Genomic DNA, 17,639 nt, shown 5'->3' on the forward strand with positions numbered 1-17,639 from the left:
GTTTTGCGAAGTATTAATCAAATAATATTTTAAAAATTATGAAAAAAATTGTTTTAGTCGCTATTGCAGTATTATCTTTTGGATGGGCTAATGCTCAAGAACAGACAGCAAAAGGAAAATGGTTAATTGAAGCTAATACAGCTTTCGGTGGTGCTGATGCAAATGTTGGCAATACTAGTTTTCATTTGTCATCTAGAGATGGAGAGACTGAATGGGGTTTAGGAGCTGAAGCTGGTTACTTTGTTGCCAATAATTTAGCTGTTAAAGCTGGTTTAGGTTATAATGACTTTGGTCATAGCTCAAATGCATTTTCTTATAAAGTGGGAGCGAAATATTATTTATTAAATAAATTTCCTCTTGAAGCTTCTTACACAGGAGCAAGTATTAAAGATGCTAATGAAAATCCTTCTTACTTAGGTTTACAAGGAGGATATGCTTGGTTTGTTGGAAAAAACATATCTATTGAACCAGGTCTTCGTTACAATATTACTTTAAATGAAGATTACGGAAAAGATGTTTTCCAATTAAACATCGGTTTTGCATTACACTTCTAATATTTAGTTAATAGTGTTTTTTAAGAGCCTTTCCAGAAATGGAAGGGCTTTTGCTTTTATTTTAGTTTGCTTAATCTAAAATTAACAAATAATGTAATAGTTACTATTTTATTTGTTAAATTCCTAATATAGATTTATGAAGAATATTTTTATATTTGGCTAATTAAATTTAACCCAAAACAAATTTAGAATGAAAAAAATTATTTTATCTGCCATTGCAATTATGGCTTTTACATTTGCAAATGCTCAGTCAACAAGATTTGGAGTAAAAGGAGGTCTTAATATCACAACTTTTGCTGGTGGAAATTATTGGGATGCTAGCTCTTTAGTAGGTTTTCAAGTTGGAGGTTTCGCTGAGATTAAAGTTATTGAAAGATTAGCTATTCAGCCAGAGGTTTTGTTTTCTACGCAAGGTGCTAAATTGAAATTTGCTGGTGATAAGTATGATACTAAATTAAATTATATTAACGTTCCTGTTTTAGCGAAGTTTTATATCACAAAACAATTTACTGCTGAGGCGGGTCCACAAATAGGATTTTTAGTTTCTGCGAAAAGTGATGGAGAAGATGTTAAAGATGGTTTCAAATCTGTTGATACAGGATTTAACTTTGGATTAGGATATAACTTTACAGATAATTTCTCAGTTGGTGCACGTTACACAGTAGGTTTGTCTAATATAGCAGATAACAATGCAGACACTTGGGATGAATATTATGATAGCCCAAAAAATAGTGTTTTTGCTATAACTGCAGCTTATAAATTTAATTAAGAAATTAAAAAATATTTGAAGAACCTTCCTTTTTTAAGGAAGGTTTTTTTATGCCAAAAAATCACTTACTTTGTAGATATGAATTGGAGTAGATATATAAAAGATTATCAATCATACTTAAGGATTGAGAGAGGTTTGTCTAAAAATACGATCGAAAACTACGGCTTTGATATTGAACGTTTATGTCTGTTTTTAGAAACCAATCAGATTGATGTTTCTCCAATAAAAATTTCCGACGAAACTTTACAGCAATTTATTTATTCGGTAGCCAAAGAAGTTAATCCGAGGTCGCAGGCAAGGATTATTTCTGGACTTAAAAGTTTTTTTAATTATCTGGTTTTTGAAGATTATAGAAACGATAATCCGTTAGAATTAATTGAAGCTCCAAAGACTGGCCGTAAACTACCAGATACTTTATCACTTCAGGAAATTGATGCTTTGATAGAAAACATCGACTTAAGTACTAACGAGGGGGAACGAAATAGAGCGATGCTCGAAACTTTATATGGCTGCGGCTTACGTGTTTCCGAATTGATTTCGCTTAAAATTTCTGATCTCTTTTTTGATGAAGGATTTATTAAAATTACTGGAAAAGGAAATAAAGAAAGATTTGTTCCAATTGGGCCTCTAACTCAAAAATATATTGATATATATCGAAATGCGATTCGTTGCAATCTCATTATAAAAAAAGGAGCGGAAGATACTTTATTCTTAAATAGAAGAGGAAATCAGTTAACACGTGCAATGGTTTTTACTATCATAAAAGATCTTGCTGAAAAAGTGGGGCTTAAAAAGAATATAAGTCCGCATACGTTGAGGCATTCTTTTGCTACACATCTGCTTGAGAATGGTGCAGACTTAAGATCTATTCAATTAATGTTGGGACATGAGTCTATTACAACAACAGAAATCTATGTGCATTTGGATCGCAGTTTTCTAAAAGAAGTAATGCATAGTTATCATCCTAGGAAATAATTTTTGTAGAATTGTGTTTTTTTGTTCTATAAATTTATATATTGTGTTAAAATTTTGTTTTTAACTGGAGTAAAATAAAGCATTGCAGTTTGTTTTTGCTTTTCCAAATAAGTTCTGAATATTTTATTTACATAAAAAAGTAGCATATGGTTTTTGATTTGTATGGAAATGACGATTGCTTGGAGGTAAATAATTTTTATAAAAAATTGTTGGCCGAAATGCCCGACCTGCTTTTTCAATTTAGTATTGATTCCGATAATAATTATACTTTTCCTCTCGTAAGTAAATCGGCAGATGAGATATTTGAACTTTCTGCCGCGGATTTTAATAATGATATAAAGTTTGTAATCTACGATCGAATTCTTCCGCAGGATCGTGAACTTTTTTTTCAGTCTTTGGTCAAAGCTAGGAAAGAAATAAAGCCATGGGAAATTGAGTTTAGAGCTGTGCTTCCAAAAAAGGGATTCGATGGTTTAAAGTTACCTCTAAAACGGAATCTTCTATAAATGGAAATGTAATTTTCTATGGTCATGTTTCGGATATTACTGAAATAAAGGATAAAGAAGAAAAACTTAGAATTTCTGAAGAACGTTTTCAATTTGCTTTAGATGCTTCTACAGTCGGAATTTGGGATTGGGATATGGTTACAAATAGTGTCTTTTACTCTTCTTTGTCTCTTAAAATTTTAGAGTTAGAATCGACTGATATTTTTGATGATCCTGAGCGTTGGGATAAAATTGTACATCCTGATGATCTTCCCAAATATTACTCTGATATTCACGAACATTTTGATAATAAGATTCCGTTTTACGAAAATTATCATCGTGTAATGACTTCTAGTGGTAACTATAAGTGGATTTTAGATCGAGGAAAAGTAATTAAACGTGATGAAAACGGAAGACCTTTGCGTGTAATTGGAACTCATACTGATGTTTCGGCTCAAAAAGAGAAAGAACTCGAACTTGTGAAAACAATGAAATTGTATAGTGATCAGAACAGTCGTTTGCTGAACTTCTCTCATATTGTTTCTCATAATTTAAATACGCAGGCTGGAAACATAAAATCAATTTTAGATTTTATAGATGCTGATGTGAATAAGCAAACTGTTGCTGAAATGCTGGAACATTTGAGAACCGTTTCAAACGATTTGAATGAAACGATTTCAAATCTTACTCAAATTGTAAAGACGCAAAGTAATATTAATATTGCAGTTGTTCCGCTAAAACTTTGCGAGTATATCGAAAAGACGATATCGACTATTAAAGGTTATGATAAGCAGCGAAAAGTGACTATTGTGAATAACGTTCCAAAGTATCTCACGATTAATTTTAATCCGGCGTATATGGAAAGCGTTTTGCTCAATTTTACGACAAATGCAATTAAATATGCACATCCTGATCGAGATCCTGTAATTACTTTTGATTTTGCTATAGAGCCAGAAGGTTTTAAATCGCTTACAATTACAGATAACGGACTTGGAATCGATTTAAAAGTATATGGTGATTTAATGTTTGGAATGTATAAAACATTTCATAAGCATGAAGAAGCTCGCGGAATAGGATTGTATATTACGAGAAATCAAATTGAAGCCATGAAAGGAACGGTTGAAGTAGAAAGTGAAGTAGGAGTGGGGACCAGCTTTAAAATCATTTTTAATGATATGTAAAACTTGAAATAGAGATAAAAAACAAAAAGCTGTCAATTGACAGCCTTTTGTTTTATTTATGTTTTCTTAGATTATTTAGCAATATTTACAGCTCTAGTTTCTCTAATAACTGTAACTTTTACTTGTCCAGGATAAGTCATTTCTGTTTGAATTTTTTGCGAAATTTCGAAAGATAAGTTTGCGAGCATTATCATCAGAAACTTTTTCGCTTTCTACAATTACACGAAGCTCTCTACCAGCTTGGATAGCGTAAGCATTTTTAACACCGCTAAATCCGTAAGCAACATCTTCAAGATCTTTCAAACGCTGAATGTAAGAATCTAGAACTTGGCGTCTTGCACCTGGTCTAGCTCCAGAAATAGCATCACAAACTTGAATAATTGGAGATAGTAAAGATTTCATTTCAATCTCATCGTGGTGAGCTCCAATGGCGTTGCAAACTTCTTCTTTTTCACCGTATTTCTCTGCCCATTGCATACCTAAAAGTGCGTGAGGTAAATCACTTTCTGTATCTGGCACTTTTCCGATATCGTGTAATAAACCAGCTCTTTTTGCAAGTTTTACATTTAGTCCTAATTCTGCTGCCATGATACCGCAAAGTTTAGAAACTTCTCTTGAGTGCTGTAATAAGTTTTGTCCGTAAGAAGAACGGTATTTCATTCTACCTACAACTTTAATTAATTCTGGGTGTAAACCATGAATTCCTAAGTCGATAACAGTACGTTTTCCAACTTCAATAATTTCGTCATCAATTTGTTTTGCTGTTTTAGCAACAACTTCTTCGATACGAGCTGGGTGAATACGTCCGTCAGTAACTAATTTGTGTAAAGACAAACGAGCAATTTCTCTACGAACAGGATCAAAACAAGAAAGAATGATAGCTTCTGGTGTATCGTCTACAATGATTTCAACTCCGGTTGCAGCTTCCAAAGCTCTAATGTTACGACCTTCACGACCAATAATTCTGCCTTTTACATCATCAGATTCGATATTGAAAACAGAAACGCAATTTTCAACTGCTTCTTCTGTTCCAACTCTCTGAATAGTGTTGATGATTATTTTTTTAGCTTCTTGCTGTGCAGTCAATTTTGCCTCTTCAATAGTTTCTTGAATATGAGACATTGCTTTTGTTTTAGCTTCAGCTTTTAAACCTTCTACCAATTGCTCTTTTGCTTCTTCAGCAGAAAGACCAGAAATTACTTCTAATTGCTGTAATTGGCTTTTGTGAAGTTTGTCAACTTCAGCTTGTTTTTTATCTAAAACTTCAATTTTGTTATTGTATTCAGCTGTTTTAGATTCGTAATCTTCGTTTACTTTTTTAGCTTTAGAAAGTTCGTTAGAAACTTGAGATTCTTTATCGCGCACGCGTTTTTCTACTTCAGCAACTTTTTTATCACGTGCTAAAATAACTTGTTCGTGCTCAGATTTAAGTTCGATAAAACGCTCTTTTGCTTGAAGAATTTTATCTTTTTTGATATTTTCGGCCTCCAAATTAGCGTCTTTTAAGATAGAAGTCGCTTCTTTTTTAGCGTTTTTAATTAGGTTTGAAATATTACTTTTCTCGATAATTTTAGCTATCGCAAATCCTGTCGCAATACCTACAATACCAATAATGATCGTTATGATGTCCATGTTTGTTAGGGTTTATATATAAAAAAAGCCTACATTAATTGCTTGTATAAACTCGTAAAGACAAGTTTTGAGCTAACTCACTGTTCAAGTTTCCCAGCCAAATGGAGGGCATACTATAGTAGCGACGATTTGCTCATTCTAAATTGTTAGTGTTGAGTTTACCAATTGTGAACTAATGTAGGCAGTATCTTAGTTTCTGTAAAGAACGTTTATTTTTCGAGATATTGATCTAAAAGCGTATTTAATCTTTTAATTCTTTCGATAGTCTCTTCTCCATCGATTGTATTGTCAATCTGTTTTTGTTCTACTTGCGATGCAAATTGTAATGCACACATTGCTAGAACATCTTGTTTGTCACGAACCGCGTAATTTTCTTCGAACTGCTTGATCATGGCATCAATTTTTTTAGAAGCACTTCTAAGTCCTTCTTCTTGAGCGGGTTCAACCGTAAGTGGGTAAACGCGGTCGGCAATTGATATTTTAATTCTAAGCTTTCCGTCCATGTTATTAATCTGATAGTTGTGCTATACAGTAATCAATTTCGCGAATTAATGAATTTATTTTAAGCTTTGTCTCTCTCTTGTTATTGTCGCCGCCAAGCAACGAATTGGCTATCTTAAGTGTTTCATTTTGCTTCTTCAAAGCTTCCATTTCCTCAGATTGTTTCTGGATAATTTGCGCAGCTTTGGCTAATTCTAATCGTAATACTTGATTGTTTTGCTCCAAGCCTTTTGACTTCTCAAAAAGCTTTTCAACTTTATATTCAAGAGTATCAATTATTTCTGCAATTACACTCATTATACATCCTATTCATTACTTAATCATACAAAGTTAATATTCCTTTTTATTAATGCAATTTTTTATCGATTTTTTTACATTAAAATAGATAAATATATGTAATTCAATTAATTGTAAAATTGTAATTTTTTTCTTGCTTTTATTGGCTTATTTTTATTTATCTTAGCAAAAATGTTGCTTATGAGATTCGCTGTACTTACCCTTTTGATTTGTAATTCTATATTTGCTCAAACGCAGTATCCTAAAGACTATTTCCGCCCTCCGCTAGATATTCCAATGCAACTTTCTGGTAATTTTGGAGAATTAAGACCAAATCACTTTCATGCTGGTTTTGATTTAAAAACCAATCAAAGAGAAGGATTAAGCGTGCACGCAATTGCGGATGGATATGTTTCGAGAATCAAAATTTCGACTTTCGGAAACGGAAAATGCATTTATATTACACATGCAAATGGTTATACTTCTGTTTACGGGCATTTGCAAACTCCAGTTGGGCCAATTTTAGATTATGTAAAAAAAACGCACTACAAAGAAAAAGCGTATGAAATCGAAATGTTTCCAAAACCTGACGAGCTTCCTGTGAAAAAGGGAGAAATAATAGGTCTTTCTGGAAATACTGGATCGTCTGAAGGTCCGCATCTTCATTTTGAAATAAGAGACACTAAAACGGAGTTTGTTATCAATCCAATTTTCTTTGGCTTTGACCAAAATATAAAAGATACCAAAAAACCTACTTTGTCAAGTTTGTATGTTTATCCGCTAGATAACGCAACGGTAAATCTTTCGAAACAGCCTTTGTTGGTTAATATGACGCTTCAAAAAGACGGAACTTATTTGGCTTCTAAAGTAAAAGCTAACGGAAAAATTGGTTTCGGAATCAATGCGGTGGACACTGATGATGTTTCGCATAATAAAAATGGAGTTTTTAATGTTTCGACTTTTTTAAACGGAAATCAGAATTATAATTATCAGTTTAATACCTATTCTTTTGATGAAATGCGTTATGTAAACGCTCTGATCGATTATCCACGATATAAAAAATCAGGACAACGTGTGCAGAAACTTTTTATGAAAACGCCTTTTGCTTTGAGTATTATCAAAACAGATTCTCTTCAAGGTATTGTAAAAGCAGAGCCTAATCTGGCTTCAAATTATAAAATTGAGGTTTCGGACTATTTTGGAAATATGAATTCGATTACTGTTCCAATCGAGTTTGATGCTGCGACACCGCTTGTAGAGGCTGAATTAGTTAACGGAAAATATTTCATTAAGTATAATAGAGATACTAATTTCGAAAAAGATAATATGTCGGTTTTCTTTCCTGCAGGGACATTTTACGATGATTTCAATATGAATTTTGATGTTAGGAATAATAAAATTTTCATTCATGACGATACAGTTCCTGTACATTCCAATTTTACGATTACTATAAAAGACGACACTTATCCAGAATCTTTAAGAGATAAACTTTATATTGGTAAGGGAACAAGCTATAACGGAACAATTAGAAAAGGAGATGTTTTTACTGCTAAAGCAAAAATATTAGGGACATACGGCTTGGTTTTGGATACAATTGCGCCTGTAATAAAAATTGCAAAACCTGTTGAAGGAAAGTGGATCAGCGATCAAAATAAAATTGATTTTACAATTAACGATGCACTGTCTGGAATAAAATCTTATAACGGCTATTTAAACGGAAGTTGGGTTTTGTTTGAATACGAAAATAAAGCAAGAAGAATAACTCATACTTTTGATGATCAATATTTGGCAGAAGGAGAAAACGTTTTAAAAATTGAGGTAGTTGATAATGTAGGAAATACTGCTATCTTTGAAACACGTTTTTTTAGAAGTCAAAAAAATAAAACCCAAAATCTTTGAGTCAAAATAGGTTTACATTCGCTTTTCTTTTTTTATTTATCAGCTGTATTGCATTGGCTCAAAGCGCTCATATTAAGGGGCTGATTTTAGATGCAGAAAAACATCCTGTTTCTGGGGTTAATGTTTCTTCACAAGATGCTTTTGTTCAGTCTGATTCGAATGGCTTTTACGAAATTGTAATTCCGTCAAACAAAAAGGTTTCTTTGATATTTACTCACGTTTCTTTAAAAATGATGAGTTTGACTGTTAGTTTGAAAACAAACGAAGTTTTTGTTTTTAATCCGATTATGAATAATTCTGAGGAACAAATGGGTGAAGTTTTTGTTTCTTCTGGAAATAGAAAAAGAGTTCAAGGGATTACATCAGTAGATACTGAAACCATTAAGAAAATTCCAGGTGCAAATGCCGGAATCGAAAACATTCTAAAAACACTTCCGGGCGTTAATTCAAATAACGAATTAAGCACGCAATATATGGTGCGAGGCGGGAATTATGATGAAAACTTAGTTTATGTAAATGAAGTAGAAGTGTATCGTCCGTTTTTAATTCGTTCGGGACAGCAGGAAGGACTAAGTTTTACCAATACAGATTTAGTTCAGAATGTTGAATTTTCTGCTGGTGGATTTCAGGCTAAATTTGGTGATAAATTGTCTTCGGTTTTGGATATTACGTATCGCAAACCAACTCAATTTGGAGCTGCTTTTGAAGCAAGTTTTTTAGGAGGAAGTGCTGCAGTCGATTTGGTTTCAAAAAATAAAAAATGGTCTGCCGTAACTGGAGTCCGTTATAGAAATAACAGTCTTTTAGTAAATAGCCAAGATACACAGACAAATTACAAGCCAACTTTTGCCGATATTCAGACTAATATCAATTATGATATTTCTGAAAAATGGCAGATGAGCTTTTAGGGAATATTTCTCAGAATAAATATTCGTATGAGCCTTTGGTGCGCCAAACTAATTTTGGAACAATAGATCAGCCAATGGCGCTTTCGGTTTATTATGAAGGACAGGAAAAAGATCAGTACGATACTTATTTCGGAGCTCTAAAAACTACTTATAAAGCGTCGCCTACACTTACTTTAAAATTAATCGGTTCCTTATTTCATACCACAGAAAAAGAACATTTTGATATTTTGGCTCAATATCGTTTAGGAAATGTAAACGCTGAGAGTTCAGAAGACGCTTCGGCAATTGATTTTACACGTGGAATCGGTTCTCAGTTAAATCATGCTCGAAACGATTTAGATGCTTTAATTGCAAACATTGAGCTTAAAGGAATTAAAGACTGGAAAGAAAGCCAATTAGAGTTTGGTTTAAAATATACCAGAGAATCTATTAGAGATCGAGTAGTAGAGTGGGAAGTAATTGATTCTGCGGGATTTTCTATTAATCCGCCTTTGGTAGTTATTCCTAAAAATAATGAACCTTACACGCCTTATACAGGTCCGCTTTTACCTTATCAAAATATTCGCGCTACAAATTTTAATACTATAAATAGATTTTCGGGTTACGCACAATGGAACAAACAATCAGAAATTGGTTCAAGCCAAATCTGGTATCATTTAGGAGCGCGTTTTCAAGGATGGAATGTTGCGGGAGCGGTAGAAGAAGGAAAAACACAATTTGTCGTAAGTCCGCGTGCACAATTTGCAATAAAACCAGATTGGGATCGCGATATGGTTTTTAGAATTTCCGGAGGATTATATCATCAGCCTCCATTTTATCGAGAATTGAGAGATTTGGACGGAGTTGTGAACCCAAATGTAAAAGCTCAAGAAGCTATTCATATTGTTTTAAGTAACGATTATAACTTTAAAATGTGGAATCGTCCTTTTAAATGGGTGACAGAGCTATATTATAAATCGCTTTCAGATGTCAACGTTTATTCGATAGACAATGTTCGAATTCGATATGTTGCCAATAACAATGCAAAAGCCTATGCACAAGGTCTTGATTTTAGATTAAATGGCGAATTTGTACCAGGAACCGAATCTTGGATAAGTTTTGGATACATGAAAACCGAAGAGAATTACGAAAATAGAGGCTATATTGCTCGTCCGACAGATCAGCGATTGAAATTTGCAATGCTGTTTCAGGATTATATGCCGAATATTCCAAGTGTAAAAGTGTATTTGAACTTGGTCTACAATACAGGATTGCCAGGAGGAGCGCCAGCGTATTCAGATCCATATTTATATCAAAATAGACTGAATGATTATAGAAGAGCTGATATTGGTTTTGCAAAGGTTTTTGTAGATGCAAGTACGCAAAATACAAAAACAGGCTGGCTGAAAAAGTTTAAAGAGTTGTCTCTAGGGCTAGAAATTTTTAATCTTTTCAACAATCAAAACGCAATTACAAATACTTGGGTTCGTGATGTCTATTCAAAAAAACAATATGCGATTCCAAATTATATGACTTCGAGAGTTTTTAACGTTAAATTAAATGCGAGGTTATAAACTGCTTCGATGTTGGTTATAAAATTCAATAAAACTCAAAAATACAATCAAAAATAGTATATTTGATAATCGTATATAATCATTGTAGATGAAAAAGTATTTTAAATATATTGCCCTTATACTTGTCGGGACGGTTATAAGTTGCCGAGAAGAAGTTCAAAAACCAAAAGTAACTTATGGTGCTTCTAATAAAGTAAGCACAGGCGCAGTAAAAACAGACTCAACACAAATTGAAATTGCAGATCTTCCTATTCAAATGGAAGGTACTAATTATTTGATTCACCCCGTTGGAGATTTAAGAGTTTACGAAAGAGGCTCTAAAGCAAGATTTGGTTCTTCTAGTGTAAACGATGTAAGTTTTACAATTTCTAATTTAGGAGAATATGAAATTACAGGATTTCTTCAGAATTTAAAATTTCAAAAAGTAGATTCAGATTCTATCCGACCTTTATCTGATAAACCAGTTTTAATTTTAACAGCTACTTATTTAAAGACTGTTGCAGATAAAACGCATAATAATGTTATGGTTTATACACTAACAGATTCGGATACAAACAAAGATGGTAAAATAGATACCAGCGATATTAAAACTTTATATTTAAGCGATATAAGTGGAGAAAATTTCACAAAAGTTTCAGCAGAATTAGAGGAATTGGTAGATTGGAGTTTAATTGAATCTAAAAACCGTCTGTATTTTAGAACAATTGAAGATACCAACCAAAATGGTCAGTTTGATAAAAATGATGTTTTGCATTATAATTATATAGATTTAGCTTCTAAAAAATGGGAAGTGAAGAGTTATAAGCCTATCTAAGATTCTGAGTTTCTAAGATGCTAAGGATCTAAGGTTTTGCCACAGATTAAAAGGATTAAAAAGATTTTTATTAAAAAGAGAGGCTGTTTCAATAAGTTGATACAGCCTCTCTTTTTAAATTACTTTTATTAATTAAAACAGCGTTTTTCATTTTTATGCATCAGGTCATCATTCCGTAGGAATGTCTGGTCGGTAGAAAAAAATGACGTTCAACCAATTTACGTTCCGTAGGAACGTTTGATGCTTTGCATTGTTAAAAAAATATCTAAATCAAACGTTCCTACGGAACGTAAAATAACTGTAACTATATAATTTTCTACCAATGAAATGTTCCTACGGAACATAATCAAATCAGAAACGGGAAAAAATCTTTCTAATCCTTTTAATCCGTGGCAAGAAAAAAAAACTTAGAATCTTAGCATCTCAGAACCTTAGCAACTTCAAATCAATATATCACTTTCCAGATCAGATTTTTCGATTTCAAAACCAAATCCTAGACGTTCAACTAATTCTATTACCAGTTTTTTGTACCAGTTTTCAGATTTTGGATGAATGTATATTTTTTCGATCAATTGATTAATGTCGACGTTGATTTTTAATCCGTCGTTTAACTTGATGTCACTTTTTGAAGTGTCACTTAGAATTCGGACTTCTCTTTCGTACTGAAAACTTTTTCTTTTGAATAAAAAAGGAAAGAATAGATCGTCAAACGGAATGTATTCTTTTTTGTAATCAATATAGTTTACTTCGCCAATATATTGATCAAAATTATTCTCCGGTTTTACAGCTTTCTGTAGTCTTTTGATAGTAGACTGAATGGCTAAACCTTCATTGTTTTTGGTGAAAATCTGCCACATAGCAAACGATTCGTATTCGTTAATATGCCAACTGCTAATGGCTACTTTTTCACGATGCGTTTTGTAGTAATTTAAAAACTCCGGATTGTCTGCGGCAAGTTTTTTTATCTCTTCATAAGTTGGTTCGCTAAAAGTGCCTTCGTATTGGTCTTCAAACTTGTCTGAACGCGACATAAAAAGCTTCTTAGAGAGTAATAAATCAAGAAATTTAGATAAGTCCAGATATTTCCAAACAATAGTATCGGGATCATCGGGAAGTTTTATGTTGGGGTTGTTAAGATACATTTTCTCTAGATTAAATGATTTCAATCTTTAACTAACCTAAAGTTATAAAAATAAACACAGATTAAAGAAATTAAAATTGAGTTTTAATATTTCCTTAATCTGTGTGTATTAATTTGGATTTAATGATTTCTTACGATTCGAAAGATTGCATTGTTACCAATTTATTGTAAGTTCCGTTGTGTGCAATTAGCTCTTCGTGGGTTCCTTGTTCAACGATTTTTCCTTTTTGCATTACTACGATTATATCTGCTTTTTGAATAGTAGAAAGACGGTGTGCAATTACGATTGAAGTTCTGTTTTGCATCATGTTTTCTAGTGCGACCTGAACAAATTTTTCGCTTTCTGTGTCTAATGCTGATGTTGCTTCATCCAAAATCATAATCGGTGGATTTTTCAATACGGCACGAGCTATAGATAAACGTTGTTTTTGTCCTCCAGAAAGCTTGTTTCCGCTATCTCCAATGTTAGTGTAAATTCCTTGCGGAAGATCTTTAACAAATTCATAAGCATTTGCAATCTTAAGCGCTTCGATAATTTCGTCATCACTAGCATCTAGCTTTCCTAAAGAGATGTTTGCTTTAATAGTATCATTAAATAAAATGCTGTCTTGCGTAACTAATCCCATCAAACTGCGAAGCGATTGCAAATTCATGTCTTTAATGTTAATTCCGTCAATAGAAATAGAACCGTCATTAACATCATAAAAACGTGTCAATAAATTAGCGATTGTGCTTTTTCCGCTTCCAGATTGTCCAACCAAAGCAACAGTTTGTCCTTTTTTAATTTGAAGAGAAAAGTCTTTTAAAACGGTTTCTTCTTCATATTTAAAGTTTACATTTTGAACACTGATATTATTATCAAAAGTTGTTTTTTCAATTGCATTTTCTTTAGAAACGATGGTGTTTTCCTGTTCTAATATTTCAAGAACACGTTCTGCAACTGCGTTTCCTCTTTTACTCCGTAAGAAGCTTTAGAAATTGCTTTTGCAGGAGTTAGAATATTATAAGCTAATCCCATGTAGGCAATAAATGCTGCGCCTTGTAATGTTTTATCGATCAAAACCATTTGACCTCCGTACCAAAGTAAAATGGCAATTACAGTAATTCCCATAAATTCACTTGCAGGCGAAGCTAAGTTCTGACGGTTTCCGATGCTGTTTGATAAAGTGAAAAAACGCTCTGTCGAATTTTGGAAAACTTTATTAAAATAGTTTTCAGAATTATAGCCTTTTACAACTTTTAATCCTCCAATTGTTTCTTCGATTGTAGAAAGAAATCTTCCTTGTTCTTCTTGCGCTTTAGTAGATTGCTTTTTAAGCTGTTTTCCAATCAACGAAATAATATATCCAGAAACAGGAATGAAAATGAATACAAACAAGGTTAGTTTAGCACTAATGATAAGCATAGTGGTGATTGTAAAAATAATCGTTAAAGGCTCTTTTACGATAAGCTCTAAGATGGCTAAGAAAGAATTTTGAACCTCGTTTACGTCAGCTGAAATCCTAGAAATTACATCTCCTTTTCTTTTTTCAGAATAAAATGCCAAAGGAAGCTCCAAAGTTTTTTTGTACAATGCATTTCGCATGTCTTTTAAAACACCATTTCGAAGGAAATTAATAAAAAACATTGCCAAATAATCGGCTAAGTTTTTAAGCAAAAAGATCGAAATAATAATGGCTACCATTACCGATAAAACATAACCAGGTTCGTGGTTTTTTTGTGCCGTGGTAATGTAATAGGCCAAATAGTCTTCGGCATAATCTTTTATTTTAAAAATACCTTGATAAATTGGTTCTATTTCAACTTTTTTTCCTTTTTCGAATAATACCTGAAGCATAGGTATTAAAGCGACAAACGAAAGTGTGCTGAAAAGCGCATACAAAATATTAAAAAAGATATTTAAGAATGCGTATTTTTTATACGGATATATAAAAGGAATTATTTTTTTGAAATTACTCATTTATTTTTTTTGATATTGTTTTCTTTTAATGCGATAACTCATTTCTAGATTAAAGTTATTTTGAGCAAGCAAATTTTATTGCACAAAATTAATCCAATTGAGGTGTTTTCAATTTCTTTTTAGTTTTTTTTATAAAAGAAACTCTGATTTACTTTAGAGATTGTAAATCAGAGTTCAAAGATATCTAACTTGTTAATCTTGCATGTTAGGTGCAAAATTGTACAATTGAGAAAAGCAGATTTAATTTAACTGCATGTCTGCAATGATGTTTTGTATTTTGCTGTCTAAGAATTTCTCTGCTTCATCAAAATCTAAAACCGATTCGATTTCAGCATTTACGCTGATATAGAATTTAATTTTAGGTTCAGTTCCACTAGGTCTAGCGCAAATTTTAGATCCATCTTCTGTGTAATAAATCAATACGTTTGATTTAGGAATATCCATTGTTGATTCAGATCCATCCAATAAATTTAATGCGATAGAAGATTGGTAATCCTCAACCATGATAACTCTTTGTCCGTTTATTTCTTTTAAAGGATTTTCACGTAAATCAATCATCATTTGGTTGATTTCTTGTAAACCTTCCATTCCTTTTTTAGTCAATGAAACTAAGTACTCTTTGTAGAAGCCATTTTCTACATAAAGCTGTAAAAGTTCTTTGTAAACAGAGCTTCCAGCAGCTTTAGCTTGAGCCGCAACTTCGCAAATTAATAAAGTAGCGACAACAGCATCTTTATCTCTCACGGCATCTCCAACCATAAATCCGAAACTTTCTTCACCACCTCCAATAAACTCAAGTTCAGGAAAATCTTTAATCATTTTAGCGATCCACTTAAAGCCGGTTAACCCAACTTTGCACTCAACACCGTAACTTGTCGCCAATTCCATAATCATTGGAGTAGAAACGATTGTTGAACCAATGAATTGTTTTCCGTTTAGTTTACCTGCTTTTTTCCATTGTTTCAATAAGAAAGAAGTCATTAAAACCATAGTTTGGTTTCCGTTCAACAAAATCATTTTGCCGTCATTGTTACGAACAGCAACTCCTAAACGGTCGCAATCAGGATCTGTTCCAACTACAATATCAGAATTTGTTTTGTCTGCCAAGGCTAGAGCCATTGTTAAAGCTTCTGGTTCTTCTGGATTTGGAGATTTTACAGTTGGGAAATTCCCGTCTGGAATAGCTTGTTCAGGAACAATGTGAACATTTTTATATCCTGCTTGAGATAAAGTATCTGGAACTGATTTTATAGAAGTTCCGTGCAATGAAGTGAAAACAATTTGAAGATTGTCTTTAGCTTCAGCTGGAGTGTCAAAACTTGCATTTTCGATAGACGATTTTATAAAAGCTTTGTCTATTTCGGTATCAATGTACTGAATCAAATCTTCGTTTGGGCTAAATTTGATTTTGTCATAGCTTAAGTTTTCAATTACATTAACAATTTCTTTGTCTTGTGGAGGAACAATCTGTCCGCCATCTTGCCAGTATACTTTGTAACCATTGTATTCTGGTGGATTATGAGAAGCTGTTAAAACAATTCCGCACTGACATTTTAAATATTTAAGAGCAAAAGATAATTCTGGAGTTGGTCTTAAATCAGAAAACAAATAAACCTGAATACCATTTGCAGAGAAAACATCAGCAACCACTTTTGCCAAAGTGTTGCTGTTGTGGCGACAATCGTAAGCAATAACTACTTTTAAAGGCTCGTTTGGAAAAACCTCATGCATGTAATCAGATATTCCCTGAGTATTTTTTCCAAGCGTATATTTATTGATTCGATTGTTTCCAATACCCATTACACCGCGCATTCCTCCAGTTCCAAATTCTAAGTTTTTGTAAAAACTCTCTTCAAGTTCTTTTGGCGAAGTTGTCATTAATTCTTTAACGGCAGCTTGCGTTTCCTGGTCAAAGGTTGGAGTCAGCCATTCGTTTACAGCGTTTAATATGTTTGGTGCTATGTTCATTGTAAATTTTGTTTTTGTATAGTTAAAAGGTTTTAAAGATGATTAAAATATTTTTAGAAATTAACCTCTCGAGCTACTTTATAACGAGCTTCATTGTTTTTAGTTCTTAGAATAATTTCGCCTAAGAAGCCTGCTAAAAATAATTGAGTGCCAAGAATCATTGTGGTTAAAGCAATATAAAACCATGGATTATTGGTAACCAAAGTGTATTTCATTCCAGTATACATATGGTATAGTTTAGAAACCCCAATGTATCCAGCAGATAAAAATCCGATGATAAACATTAAAGAGCCCATAGCGCCAAATAAGTGCATAGGTCTTTTTCCGAATCTTGATAAGAACCAAATCGTAATTAAATCTAGGAAGCCGTTTATAAAACGCTCCATTCCGAATTTAGTTTCACCATATTTTCTAGCTTGGTGAATTACCACTTTTTCGCCAATTTTTCCAAATCCTGCATTTTTAGCTAAGACAGGAATATAACGGTGCATTTCGCCAGAAACTTCAATGTTTTTCACTACGACATTTTTGTAGGCTTTCAATCCGCAGTTAAAATCGTTTAACTCAACGCCAGAAGTTTTTCTAGCGGCCCAGTTAAATAATTTTGACGGAAGATTTTTTGCTACAACAGAGTCGTAACGTTTCTTTTTCCATCCAGAAACCAAATCGTATTTTTGATTTGTAATCATTTCATACAATTCAGGAATTTCATCTGGACTGTCTTGCAAGTCGGCATCCATAGTAATAATGACATCGCCCTTTGCTTTTGCAAAACCAGCATGTAAAGCTTGAGATTTTCCAAAGTTTTTCATGAAACGAATTCCTTTTACATTTGGATTTTCGTTAGAGAAACCTTCAATAATTTGCCAAGAATTATCTGTACTACCATCATCTACAAAAATGATTTCATAAGAGTAATTGTTAGATTGCATCACTTTAATGATCCATGTATAGAGTTCTTTAAGTGATTCCTCCTCGTTTAGAAGCGGTATAAGTATAGATAAATTCATTTATATTTTATTA

The 17,639-nt window shown here is 32.9% G+C and carries 12 protein-coding genes and 3 pseudogenes; 8 read left to right on the forward strand and 7 right to left on the reverse strand.

What is annotated here, in order from left to right; all coding sequences use genetic code 11:
- Positions 1-38 precede the first annotated feature (38 nt).
- From P5P87_RS21435 to P5P87_RS21455, 5 genes are all read left to right on the forward strand, one after another.
- The gene (locus tag P5P87_RS21435) at positions 39-554 is read left to right on the forward strand and encodes a hypothetical protein (RefSeq protein WP_278020562.1); all 516 of its coding nucleotides are present in this window, start codon (positions 39-41) and stop codon (positions 552-554) included.
- A gap of 190 nt (positions 555-744) precedes the next feature.
- Positions 745-1,323: a porin family protein gene (locus P5P87_RS21440; RefSeq protein ID WP_198858211.1), complete on the forward strand. Its 579-nt coding sequence runs from the start codon at positions 745-747 to the stop codon at positions 1,321-1,323.
- 78 nt (positions 1,324-1,401) lie between these two features.
- Positions 1,402-2,298 (forward strand): site-specific tyrosine recombinase XerD, encoded by an 897-nt coding sequence (gene xerD / locus P5P87_RS21445; RefSeq protein ID WP_278020563.1) that lies wholly within the window; start codon positions 1,402-1,404, stop codon positions 2,296-2,298.
- 146 nt (positions 2,299-2,444) lie between these two features.
- A complete protein-coding gene (locus P5P87_RS21450; RefSeq protein ID WP_278020564.1) occupies positions 2,445-2,804 on the forward strand; it encodes a hypothetical protein in 360 nt (119 codons plus the stop codon).
- A 134-nt stretch (positions 2,805-2,938) separates the two neighbouring features.
- Positions 2,939-3,964, forward strand: a complete 1,026-nt coding sequence (locus P5P87_RS21455; protein WP_278020565.1) for a sensor histidine kinase — start codon at positions 2,939-2,941, stop codon at positions 3,962-3,964.
- Between the two features lie 71 nt (positions 3,965-4,035).
- Here the strand turns inward: P5P87_RS21455 and rny are convergent.
- The 3 genes and pseudogenes from rny to P5P87_RS21470 all read right to left on the reverse strand — a co-directional run bounded on the left by rny (position 4,036) and on the right by P5P87_RS21470 (position 6,394).
- A pseudogene (gene rny, locus P5P87_RS21460) lies at positions 4,036-5,596 on the reverse strand (ribonuclease Y).
- Positions 5,597-5,805: 209 nt separating this feature from the next.
- Complete coding sequence (locus P5P87_RS21465) at positions 5,806-6,099, reverse strand: cell division protein ZapA (protein WP_198858207.1); 294 nt, start codon at positions 6,097-6,099, stop codon at positions 5,806-5,808.
- A gap of 4 nt (positions 6,100-6,103) precedes the next feature.
- Positions 6,104-6,394 carry a hypothetical protein gene (locus P5P87_RS21470; protein ID WP_278020566.1) on the reverse strand — a complete coding sequence of 97 codons (291 nt, stop codon included), beginning with the start codon at positions 6,392-6,394 and terminating at the stop codon, positions 6,104-6,106.
- A 180-nt stretch (positions 6,395-6,574) separates the two neighbouring features.
- Here P5P87_RS21470 and P5P87_RS21475 point away from each other — a divergent pair, with 180 nt between their 5' ends.
- From P5P87_RS21475 to P5P87_RS21485, 3 genes and pseudogenes are all read left to right on the forward strand, one after another.
- Entirely contained in the window at positions 6,575-8,272 is a 1,698-nt protein-coding gene (locus P5P87_RS21475) for a M23 family metallopeptidase (protein WP_278020567.1), read from the forward strand.
- Positions 8,269-10,733, forward strand: a pseudogene (locus tag P5P87_RS21480) (TonB-dependent receptor plug domain-containing protein). Before P5P87_RS21475 ends, P5P87_RS21480 begins: the two are co-directional and overlap by 4 nt.
- 88 nt (positions 10,734-10,821) lie before the next feature.
- Positions 10,822-11,547 carry a CREC-EF hand family protein gene (locus P5P87_RS21485; RefSeq protein ID WP_198858203.1) on the forward strand — a complete coding sequence of 242 codons (726 nt, stop codon included), beginning with the start codon at positions 10,822-10,824 and terminating at the stop codon, positions 11,545-11,547.
- Between the two features lie 440 nt (positions 11,548-11,987).
- On the opposite strand, the gene P5P87_RS21490 is transcribed toward P5P87_RS21485, so the two are convergent.
- The 4 genes and pseudogenes from P5P87_RS21490 to P5P87_RS21505 form a co-directional block, all read right to left on the reverse strand.
- Positions 11,988-12,689 carry a DUF2971 domain-containing protein gene (locus tag P5P87_RS21490; RefSeq protein WP_111380149.1) on the reverse strand — a complete coding sequence of 234 codons (702 nt, stop codon included), beginning with the start codon at positions 12,687-12,689 and terminating at the stop codon, positions 11,988-11,990.
- Positions 12,690-12,819: 130 nt separating this feature from the next.
- Positions 12,820-14,648 (reverse strand): annotated as a pseudogene (locus P5P87_RS21495) (ABC transporter ATP-binding protein).
- A 240-nt stretch (positions 14,649-14,888) separates the two neighbouring features.
- Positions 14,889-16,616: a phospho-sugar mutase gene (locus tag P5P87_RS21500; RefSeq protein WP_278020568.1), complete on the reverse strand. Its 1,728-nt coding sequence runs from the start codon at positions 16,614-16,616 to the stop codon at positions 14,889-14,891.
- A gap of 53 nt (positions 16,617-16,669) precedes the next feature.
- The gene (locus P5P87_RS21505) at positions 16,670-17,626 is read right to left on the reverse strand and encodes a glycosyltransferase family 2 protein (protein WP_198858200.1); all 957 of its coding nucleotides are present in this window, start codon (positions 17,624-17,626) and stop codon (positions 16,670-16,672) included.
- Positions 17,627-17,639 lie beyond the last annotated feature (13 nt).

Source organism: Flavobacterium ginsengisoli, from assembly GCF_029625315.1.
Taxonomy (GTDB): domain Bacteria; phylum Bacteroidota; class Bacteroidia; order Flavobacteriales; family Flavobacteriaceae; genus Flavobacterium; species Flavobacterium ginsengisoli.

Coding starts and splice junctions, on each gene's coding strand:
- P5P87_RS21450 (WP_278020564.1), top strand. CDS start 2,445: ATGGTTTTTGATTTGTATGGAAATGACGATTGCTTGGAGGTAAATAAT.
- xerD (WP_278020563.1), top strand. CDS start 1,402: ATGAATTGGAGTAGATATATAAAAGATTATCAATCATACTTAAGGATT.
- P5P87_RS21505 (WP_198858200.1), bottom strand. CDS start 17,626: ATGAATTTATCTATACTTATACCGCTTCTAAACGAGGAGGAATCACTT.
- P5P87_RS21500 (WP_278020568.1), bottom strand. CDS start 16,616: ATGAACATAGCACCAAACATATTAAACGCTGTAAACGAATGGCTGACT.
- P5P87_RS21485 (WP_198858203.1), top strand. CDS start 10,822: ATGAAAAAGTATTTTAAATATATTGCCCTTATACTTGTCGGGACGGTT.
- P5P87_RS21475 (WP_278020567.1), top strand. CDS start 6,575: ATGAGATTCGCTGTACTTACCCTTTTGATTTGTAATTCTATATTTGCT.
- P5P87_RS21465 (WP_198858207.1), bottom strand. CDS start 6,099: ATGGACGGAAAGCTTAGAATTAAAATATCAATTGCCGACCGCGTTTAC.
- P5P87_RS21470 (WP_278020566.1), bottom strand. CDS start 6,394: ATGAGTGTAATTGCAGAAATAATTGATACTCTTGAATATAAAGTTGAA.
- P5P87_RS21455 (WP_278020565.1), top strand. CDS start 2,939: ATGGTTACAAATAGTGTCTTTTACTCTTCTTTGTCTCTTAAAATTTTA.
- P5P87_RS21440 (WP_198858211.1), top strand. CDS start 745: ATGAAAAAAATTATTTTATCTGCCATTGCAATTATGGCTTTTACATTT.
- P5P87_RS21435 (WP_278020562.1), top strand. CDS start 39: ATGAAAAAAATTGTTTTAGTCGCTATTGCAGTATTATCTTTTGGATGG.
- P5P87_RS21490 (WP_111380149.1), bottom strand. CDS start 12,689: ATGTATCTTAACAACCCCAACATAAAACTTCCCGATGATCCCGATACT.